This window comes from Actinomycetota bacterium, from assembly GCA_030774015.1.
Lineage (GTDB): Bacteria > Actinomycetota > UBA4738 > UBA4738 > JACQTL01 > JALYLZ01.
The window spans coordinates 1-8,892 of record JALYLZ010000186.1 but is presented as its reverse complement, the minus strand read 5'-3'; the positions used below and the strand labels follow the sequence as shown (position 1 = coordinate 8,892).

Here is an 8,892-nt window from a genome sequence, read left to right as displayed (position 1 = left end):
TCCTTCCGATCCGACGGCCTGATCACCGTCAGCATCGGGCGGAGCCCTCTTCCGTTGGGGGAACTCGGGCTCAGGAGGTGGTGGATTTCAGTGAGCGGATGTGGGGGGTTTCAGATGAGCGTGGTCACCAGTCGCCTACCTGACTGTATGCCAACGCCCAGCCGTGTCGCTACCGCCTTGAGAACCAGAGCGTGTCTCGCACGGACAAGATACTCGTGTGCCTCCGGTCTCGTGGACTGGTTCACCGCGCATCCGAACTATCGCCCTGGCGTTCAGGCGCCTCCGCCGCGTTGCGGCTGACCTGGAAGTTGCCACCCGGGCGGGCCAACCTGAATCGAGGGAAGCAACGGGGAGGCGACCCGCGTGCGTCGCTACTGCGCGAGGATATGTTGGCTTGGCCGGTGAATGGACGCGTCACTACGGCTTTTCGTCGATATTCGGTGACCCTACGACTGTCGGTGACTCGGGGCCGGGTGGCAGCGCATGTGCTCAGGAGGTGGAAGAACCCCGAGCATCGGGCGTGGTTCGCCCAGGCCATGCGGGCCGCGGCCGAGCTGATCGAGGACAACCTGGAGTTGAACATCCCTTTGCTGGAGTTCGAGCGGACGACGGTGCGCAAGCTAAGGGAGAACGCTCGCGATGGCTAGCCCCCTAATGATTGCTTGATGCGAGACCCAGGAGGCTGGCCCCCACAGCCGCGATCAACAGCGCCCACAGGAGAAGCCTCCTCGAACGGAACAGTTCACCTGCTCGCCTTTGCACGGTCACCATCGCGTTCCAAGCCGACTTATGCCAAGTCAGGGCTTCTGTCCGCTTGAGGTCCTCTTCCTTCGGTGAGGAGGCCGTGCTCAGTCGGCCGATGTTCAATCCAACCGTGACCACAAGGCCAGCGGCTAGGAATGCCATCACGGCTGAACCGAGCAGCAAGGCATCCGCCAACCCGAAGGCGATGATGGCACCGAGCCGCAGACCTGCCGCGCCGCCGTGCGTGGCAATGGCCAGGCCTGTGGCTGCTGCCGAAAAGGGGACCAGACCCACGACAAGAACAACCTGCGCTGCTGCTTTGTCCTGTACCCGATCAACTGCAGCGTTCGCCTTTTCGGCGCTGCGAAGTGCGGCCTCTAAAGCGTAATCGATCACACCGGCAGTTGCGCCCGGTTGGACCCAAGCGACTGGCTTGGGATCTGGGGTGTCGTCAAGCGCCTCCGCTCGACTCTGATTGCCTACAAGGAACCAGAAGATGCGGCTCCACGGATTGCTCATGATCCGTCCGAAGCGAGGCGCTCAAGGGCCATCGCCAGCGATTCACCGATCCTCCCATCCCAGAGTGGGTCAAGAAAGAGCCACTGGCCGTTTGGGTTCACCTCAAGGAAAAAGGGCCGTCCCGAGTTGTCCACGATCCAGTCCTGTGCGGAGAAGCCAATCTGAAGGGCTGCGGCCAATGCCGTCGCGCCCTGCCGAACACAAGGCCACGCTTCGTCCGGCTCAGGCCGGAAGCGCTCATGGTTGATCTCGTTTGACCTCCAGTCCACCTCTGCTGCCCTCAGGCTGGCAACGAATACCTCGTCCCGGATAGTGACCACCCGTAAGTGGCGTGAGGCCCGAATACATCGCTGGAGGATGACAGGTGGCCCGGCCAGCCTGTGAAGCTCGGCCTCGGTCACGAGCCGGGTCCAGGCCACCATGGGAGGGTCGTCAGATACAAGGCCATACCGAACTGGCTTCGCGACCACTTCCCTCTGCTTGCGAATGAAGCCTACTGCCGCCGTTTGGGAGTTCGTTACTAGCGTTTTGGGAATCGGTAGCGCCAGAGAATGAGCGACTTGAAGTTGGGCAACTTTGCGCTCTGCGGCACGAATGGCGTCCGGAGTGCTCAACCACTTGATACCCAAGGTCGCGATCGCACCGTTGAACGCATCAGCACTTTCGCCTTCAACGAATCGAGAGTACTGAGCATCGAAGTGGTCCGTTCTCGGGAAACCGGGCCTACGCCAAAGCCCGCTTGTGCAGCCTCCGAGGGGACGTCCTTCCCATCGGAAGTCGGGCCCCGGCTGCCAAGCGAATCCGCGGTCTGGGAGGTCGGCGAGGGAAACACGCTTAACACGTACATGATCGCGCGTTAGGAGGAGCTCTTCGACTCGGTCGCCGTGCTCGTCATTCGTGTGCGAGACAAGCAAGACCAGTCCCGACGGGCCATGCTCTTGAGGGCGCATTCGATCGGCCAACCAAGTGACCTACTTAGTCGTCGGTTGTCTCAGGGGCGCTGGTGACTCTCGTTCCCCCAAAGACGCGTCCAGCCACGAGGCGAGCACGGAGAGCAATGAACGGGACAGCTTCGCCCGCGGTGTGCGGCAATCCCCCCCGCGAGTCATCGTCTGCAGTCTCCCCCACAACCCTCGTGAACTTGGTCTCGCCGGCGAGAACGCTTCGGCTGGCAGCTTGACTCAGGTTCGTTCGGCCAAGGTCCGAAGGGTCGTCATCAGTCGTTTCCCCCATGACCTTGGTGAAGCGGGTCTCACCGGCCACAAGAGCGCCACTCTTGATCTCCTCGCCCCGGAGAAATGGCATCCGGCGGGCCTCCGATTCGCTCACGCTGCTCCTCCTTTCACTTGGCGGAAGGGTAGCCGACTATGCCGTCGCGAGGGAGGGGAGCCCGGATCAAGCACCCGCCAAGGTACGTGGGTCCCCAGGCCGCCCGCTGACGCCCCCTGACCGTGAGATAGCGGGACGACTCCCCGCGAGGCAGTGGTGATTCGGCTTGGAGGTCGTTCATCCGTCGCATCTCCTCCACGTAGTCGATGACAGCGGCGGCCGCCGCCTGAACCCAGCGGCGAAGACGGTGGCCGACCAGTTCATCCTTGGAGCCTCCTAAGGTCGTGCCAAGCGGCCCGCAGATACCCTCGAACCTCAACCATGAGGTCGGTCGCAGGCTTGTCCACGCACAATGACCATCGGCCGAATCTGACGGTCCGTGTGTCGAGCAACGCGGCACCGCCCCGATACAGCCGCATGACGTCCCGGGGATCCGCTCGACCCCGCCTCATGCCGGCAGCCCGCTCGTCGATGTGCGCGAAGGAGTCGCGCAACTCCTTGATACCCCTGGCCCTCCTCGCGATCCGAGCTGGCATGGGGCGGCTGATCCCGACCCTCGTGCTCACCGACTGTGCCATCGTCAACGCTCGATGGAGCGCCATGATGGCGAGCTCCGCCTCGTTCACGAGATCCATGGCCCTGGCGACGCTCGGTGTGTACCGTTCGAGGTCCTCTCGCAGCAGTTCAAACTGCCGGTGGGCGCCATCCAGGCACCTGGCTGCAGTGAGCAGGTACCTCCAGTTCGGATGCGGTGGGACGAGGAAGAAGATCGAACGAGCCCATCCGGCCGCCAGCGGTCGATAGCCGTCCGGCCTCGCTTCTTCCCGGAGATCGATGTTCACCTCTCCCAGGACAACCTGATGTCCAGTCGCAGATCCGCTCTCGGTGACCGCCATCGAGCAGCCCTTAGTGAAGGCTCCCCCCAGGGTCAGTTTTCGGGCTGAGGTGGAAGATCACGGCCACAGAATCGACATACCGATGCCGCCCGCTTGATGGTCTCAGCGCAGAAGGGACACTGCTTGTCGACGCTCTCCGCCCTGACGGCCCAACCCCGGGCGGTAAGCGCCTTCCACGACGTCATCGAAATCCCGCGTTCGTAGCGTGTGTTGAGTACGGCATTGGCCCCCATCCGCAGGGCAACCTCTCGCAGCTTCGAGTTCACGTCCTCGACTGTCCTTGCTTTGTTCCAGGCGGCCCCTGCAGTGACACGAGCTTCGATCAGACCCAACACTTCATAGGGCCGCCCGATCCGGTCGTCGGTGAGGATCTCGACATCCTCGACTCGCATCCGCCTGCTCCTTCGTCCTGTGCTTCTGCATGTTAGCGTCGGGATTGCCGGGGACGGCGCCCGTCCCTCGTTGACGCTGCTGACGCAAACTGCCCCACAAACCGCCCACACACCACGACTACGGACGCCGGCGACGGCGTCCCACAGGGAGGGGAGGGAGACCGGGCCACCAGCGACAGCCACCACCCACCAGGGACCCGACACGCGAACGGACGACAGACGACCCCCGGCGCACCCACCCCCCGTTCGACTTGACTGCCCGAAGTGAGCGGTCGTAGCTTCCGAACGATGCAGCTCGCGGACCGCATGGGCCGGTTGGGGACCGAGTCCGCGTTCGAGGTCCTGGCCCGGGCCCGGGCGCTGGAGGCCACCGGCCGCAAGGTCATCCACCTGGAGATCGGCGAGCCGGACTTCGACACGCCGCAGCACATCCGCGACGCCGCGGCAGAAGCGCTCGCCTCCGGCCAGACCCACTACGTGCCGGCGCCGGGCATCCCGCCGCTCCGCGAGGCCGTGGCCGAGTTCCTGGAACGGAACGGCCGCCTAAGCGCCACGCCGGACCGGGTGGTGGTCACGCCGGGGGCCAAGCCGATCATGTTCTACGTGATCATGGCCCTGTGCCAGGAGGGCGACGAGGTCCTCTACCCGAACCCCGCCTTCCCGATGTACGAGTCGATCTCAGCGTTCGCCGGCGCGACGCCGGTCCCCGTTCCGCTGCGCGAGGGGAACCAGTTCCGAATCGACCCCGAGGAGCTGGCCTCGCTGGTCACGGACCGGACGAAGCTGCTGATCCTGAACACGCCGCACAACCCGTGCGGCAGCGCGCTGACCCGCGAGGACCTGGAGCGCATCGCCGAGATCGCGATGGCCCACGACCTGATCGTGCTGACGGACGAGGTGTACTGGGCCATCCGCTACGACGGGCCGCACGTCAGCGTGCTGGATGTCGACGGCATGGCCGACCGAACCGTCCTGCTGGACGGATGGTCGAAGACGTTCGCCATGACCGGGTGGCGGCTGGGGTTCGGCGTCTTCCCGCCGGACCTGGTGGAGCCGGTGACCCGGCTGGTCATCAACTCGGTGTCCTGCACGTCGGCGTTCAGCCAGCACGCCGCGATCGCGGCGCTGAACGGGCCGTGGGAGCCGGTGCAGGAGATGGTCGCGGAGTTCCGCCAGCGTCGCGACGTCATCGTGGACGGGCTGAACGGCATCCCGGGCATCTCGTGCCAGGAGCCCGCGGGAGCGTTCTACGTGTTCCCCAGCGTGGCCGGCGTCGGCGCCCCGTCGAAGGAGATCGAGGCCCACCTGCTGAGCGAGGCCGGCGTGGCCTGCCTGTCGGGCACCGCGTTCGGCGCCCACGGGGAGGGGTACCTGCGGTTCTCCTACGCGAACTCCATCCAGAACATCCGCGACGCGCTGGAGGCCGTGGAGGCCACGCTCCCGGACCTCTCGAAGCATGGTTGAACGCCGCTGGCCGGTGCTGGTGACGCGCCGGCTGCCGCGGGTGGCCATGGACGCCATCACCTCGCGGTGCGACGCCGACGTGTGGGAGGAGCAGACGGCCATCCCTCGCGCTGAGCTGCTGCGCCGGGTCGCCGGGAAGGCCGGCGCGGTCACCCTGCTCACCGAGAAGGTCGACGCCGAGTTCCTGGACGCCGCCGGGCCGGACCTGGTGATCGTGGCCAACTACGCGGTGGGGTTCGACAACATCGACGTCGACGAGTGCACCCGCCGGGGCGTGCTGGCCACGAACACCCCGGAGGTCCTCACGGACACCACGGCCGACACAGCCTGGGCCCTGATGATGGCGGCCGCCCGGCGGGTGGCGGAGGGCGACCGGTTCCTGCGCTCCCGCCAGAAGTGGATCTGGGGGCCCGAGATGATGCTGGGCCAGGACCTCCACCACAAGACCCTGGGGATCGTGGGGTTCGGCCGGATCGGGCAGGCCGTGGCCCGGCGCGCGCAGGGGTTCGGGATGCGGATCATCTACTACGACACGTTCCGCCCTCCGGCCGAGGTGGAGCGCGACGTCGGCGCCGAGTACCGCGACCTGGACGACCTCCTGGGCGAGGCGGATTTCATCTCCATCCACGTGGCCCTGACCCCGGAGACCCGCCACCTGTTCGGCGCGGAGCAGTTCCGGCGGATGAAGCCGACCGCCGTGATCGTGAACACCTCGCGGGGGCCGGTGATCGACGAGGCCGCCCTGGCCGAGGCGCTGAAGTCGGGCGAGATCTTCGCCGCCGGTCTGGACGTGTTCGAGAACGAGCCGGAGGTGCACCCGGAGCTCCTGGAGCAGGACAACGCCGTGGTCATCCCGCACCTGGGAAGCGCCACCGTGGACACCCGCGACGCCATGGGGCTGCTGGCCGCCGAGAACCTGGTCACCGCCCTGGAGGGCGGTCGCCCGCCCACCCTCCTCAACCCCGAGGTCTGGGAGCGGCGTGCGGCTCGAGGGTAAGGTCGCCCTCGTCACGGGGGCCGCGAGCGGCATGGGGAAGGTCGCGGCGCAGCTGTTCGCGGCCGAAGGCGCCAGGGTCGTGGTGTCGGACGTGGCGGACGAGGCGGGCGAAGCCACGGTCGCTGAGATCGCCGGCGACGGCGGCGAGGCCGCCTACGTGCACGCGGACGTCTCTCGCAGCGCCGAGGCCGAGGCGATGGTGGCGTTCGCCATGGAACGGTTCGGCCATCTCGACGTGCTCTACAACAACGCCGGGATCTTCCACCCACAGGACGACTCGGTGGTGAACACGCCGGAGGAGGTGTGGAACCTGACCATCGACGTCAACCTGAAAGGCGTGTTCCTGGGATGCCGCTACGGCATCCCGGCCATGCTGGCGTCGGGGGGCGGGTCGATCATCAACGTGGCGTCGTTCGTGGCGCTGATGGGCGCCGCCGCGCCGCAGATCGCCTACACGGCCTCGAAGGGCGGCGTGCTGGCCATGACCCGGGAGATCGCGGTGGAGTTCGCCCGCCAGGGCATCCGGGCCAACGCACTGTGTCCCGGTCCCATCGAGACGCCGCTGCTGGCGGACCTGCTGGCGGATCCCGAACGGCGGAACCGCCGCCTGGTACACATCCCCATCGGCCGGTTCGGCAGGGCCGAGGAGGTCGCCCGGGCCGCGCTGTTCCTGGCCTCGGACGACTCGTCGCTGATGACGGGCGCCGCGCTGGTGGTGGACGGAGGCATCACGGCGGCCTACATCACGCCGGAGTAGCCCGCCAGGCCGCTTGACAGCGGACCGGGCGGGGGAACGAAATACGCGCTGGACGCCCGCGAGCCGAGACCGGAGGGGAGGGGTCGAAGTGGCGCAGGACGAGGGGGGCATGCGCCCCGGAGGCGACGGCGGCGTTGCCACACGGGGCGAGGGCCCGATGCGCACGGACGTCGAGAGGCTGCACCAGCTGGGCTACGCGCAGGAGCTGTCCCGGCGGATGGGAGCGTTCTCGAACTTCGCGGTGTCGTTCACCATCATCTCGATCCTGTCGGGGTGCCTGACCCTGTTCGGGTTCGGCATGATCACCGGCGGCCCGGCCAGCTCGGCCTACGGCTGGCCGCTGGTCGGGATCATGGTGACGTTCGTGGCGCTGGCCATGGCGGAGGTCTGCTCGAGCTATCCGACCGCCGGCGGCCTGTACTACTGGTCGGCCAAGCTCGCGCCGGGGAAGAGCGGCCCGGCCTGGTCCTGGATGACCGGGTGGTTCAACATGCTCGGCCAGTTCGCCATCACGGCGGGGATCGACTTCGGCGGGGCCGCCTTCATCGCGGCGTTCCTGCACATCGCCTTCAACGTCGAGGTGACACGCCTGATCCTCGTGGGGACGTACACGGGGGTGCTGGCGGCACACGGGGTGCTGAACACGTTCGGGATCCGTCTGGTGGCCCTGCTGAACGACATCAGCGTGTGGTGGCACATGCTGGGCGTGCTCATCATCGTGCTGCTGGTGATCTTCGTTCCCAACCACCACACCAGCCTCGGCACGATCTTCTCGTTCAGCAAGCACGCCTCGAGCAAGGGCACCATCCCGGGCTTCGTCAACGGAACGGGGTTCTCCAACGGCTTCTTCGGGTCGACCATCTACATCTTCCTGATCGGGATGCTGCTGGCCCAGTACACGCTGACCGGCTACGATGCGTCGGCGCACCTGACCGAGGAGACCCACACCGCGGACGTCTCCGGCCCCAACGGGATCTGGAAGTCGGTCGTGTACTCGGTGATCTTCGGCTACATCCTGCTGATCGGTGTCTGGACCGCTGTCCAGGGAGCGCCGGGCTACGTTCACGCCCTGAGCTTCCAGCTGGCAACCGCGAACATCGCCGCGCCGGCCCAGATCTTCCTGGACGCCCTGGGCAAGGGGACCACGATCTTCGTGTTGCTCATCATCATGGGCGCGCAGTTCTACTGCGGCATGTCCTCGGTGACGGCGAACTCCCGGATGATCTACGCGTTCTCCCGTGACGGGGCCGTCCCAGGGTCGAGGTTCTGGCACAAGATCAACAAGCGGACCAGGACGCCCACCAACTCGATCTGGCTGGCCGTCGTGGCGGCATGGCTCCTGGTGGCGCCGGCCTACTGGCTGGGCAGCGTCACCGCGTACTACGCCGTCACTGCGATCGCCGTGATCGGCCTGTACATCGCGTACGTGATCCCGACGTTCCTTCGCCTCATCGCGGGGAGCAAGTTCAGGCCCGGGCCGTGGAACCTCGGCAGATGGAGCTACCTGGTCGGATGGATCGCCGTCATCTGGGTGCTGTTCATCTGCATCGTCCTGATGATGCCGCAGCTGTCACCCGGCGGGTTGGGGATCCACACCATCGACGCGCTGAACTACGCCCCGATCGCGGTGGGGTCGGTCATCATCCTGGCAGGGGGCTGGTACCTGCTGTCGGCCCGGAAGTGGTTCAAGGGGCCGAAGGTCCAGGGGACGCCCGAGGAGATGGCCGCCATCGAGGCCGACCTGGAACGCGTCTGAGCGAGGGAGCCGGGCGACGACGCGGCGGGCTCTGGCCC

10 protein-coding genes are annotated in these 8,892 nt (G+C 66.6%); 5 read left to right on the top strand and 5 right to left on the bottom strand.

Going from position 1 to position 8,892, the window contains the following annotated elements:
- The first annotated feature begins 473 nt into the window (after positions 1 to 473).
- Entirely contained in the window at positions 474 to 647 is a 174-nt protein-coding gene (locus tag M3Q23_18025) for a hypothetical protein (protein ID MDP9343948.1), read from the top strand.
- A gap of 4 nt (positions 648 to 651) precedes the next feature.
- On the opposite strand, the gene M3Q23_18020 is transcribed toward M3Q23_18025, so the two are convergent.
- The 5 genes from M3Q23_18020 to M3Q23_18000 all read right to left on the bottom strand — a co-directional run bounded on the left by M3Q23_18020 (position 652) and on the right by M3Q23_18000 (position 3,880).
- The gene (locus tag M3Q23_18020; GenBank protein MDP9343947.1) at positions 652 to 1,263 is read right to left on the bottom strand and encodes a hypothetical protein; all 612 of its coding nucleotides are present in this window, start codon (positions 1,261 to 1,263) and stop codon (positions 652 to 654) included.
- Entirely contained in the window at positions 1,260 to 1,664 is a 405-nt protein-coding gene (locus M3Q23_18015; GenBank protein ID MDP9343946.1) for a hypothetical protein, read from the bottom strand. Before M3Q23_18015 ends, M3Q23_18020 begins: the two co-directional genes overlap by 4 nt.
- A gap of 574 nt (positions 1,665 to 2,238) precedes the next feature.
- Positions 2,239 to 2,592, bottom strand: coding sequence for a hypothetical protein (locus tag M3Q23_18010; GenBank protein MDP9343945.1), 354 nt, complete (start codon positions 2,590 to 2,592; stop codon positions 2,239 to 2,241).
- A 260-nt stretch (positions 2,593 to 2,852) separates the two neighbouring features.
- Positions 2,853 to 3,488 (bottom strand): hypothetical protein, encoded by a 636-nt coding sequence (locus M3Q23_18005; protein MDP9343944.1) that lies wholly within the window; start codon positions 3,486 to 3,488, stop codon positions 2,853 to 2,855.
- A gap of 32 nt (positions 3,489 to 3,520) precedes the next feature.
- A complete protein-coding gene (locus M3Q23_18000; protein ID MDP9343943.1) occupies positions 3,521 to 3,880 on the bottom strand; it encodes a zinc ribbon domain-containing protein in 360 nt (119 codons plus the stop codon).
- Positions 3,881 to 4,168: 288 nt separating this feature from the next.
- Between M3Q23_18000 and M3Q23_17995 the strand changes: the two genes are divergently transcribed.
- The 4 genes from M3Q23_17995 (at position 4,169) to M3Q23_17980 (ending at position 8,854) form a co-directional block, all read left to right on the top strand.
- The gene (locus M3Q23_17995) at positions 4,169 to 5,344 is read left to right on the top strand and encodes a pyridoxal phosphate-dependent aminotransferase (protein MDP9343942.1); all 1,176 of its coding nucleotides are present in this window, start codon (positions 4,169 to 4,171) and stop codon (positions 5,342 to 5,344) included.
- Entirely contained in the window at positions 5,337 to 6,341 is a 1,005-nt protein-coding gene (locus M3Q23_17990) for a D-glycerate dehydrogenase (GenBank protein ID MDP9343941.1), read from the top strand. Before M3Q23_17995 ends, M3Q23_17990 begins: the two co-directional genes overlap by 8 nt.
- A complete protein-coding gene (locus M3Q23_17985) occupies positions 6,325 to 7,098 on the top strand; it encodes a glucose 1-dehydrogenase (GenBank protein ID MDP9343940.1) in 774 nt (257 codons plus the stop codon). Before M3Q23_17990 ends, M3Q23_17985 begins: the two co-directional genes overlap by 17 nt.
- A gap of 157 nt (positions 7,099 to 7,255) precedes the next feature.
- On the top strand, positions 7,256 to 8,854 hold the full coding sequence (locus M3Q23_17980; GenBank protein ID MDP9343939.1) for an amino acid permease: 1,599 nt from the start codon (positions 7,256 to 7,258) through the stop codon (positions 8,852 to 8,854).
- The last annotated feature ends 38 nt before the right edge of the window (positions 8,855 to 8,892 follow it).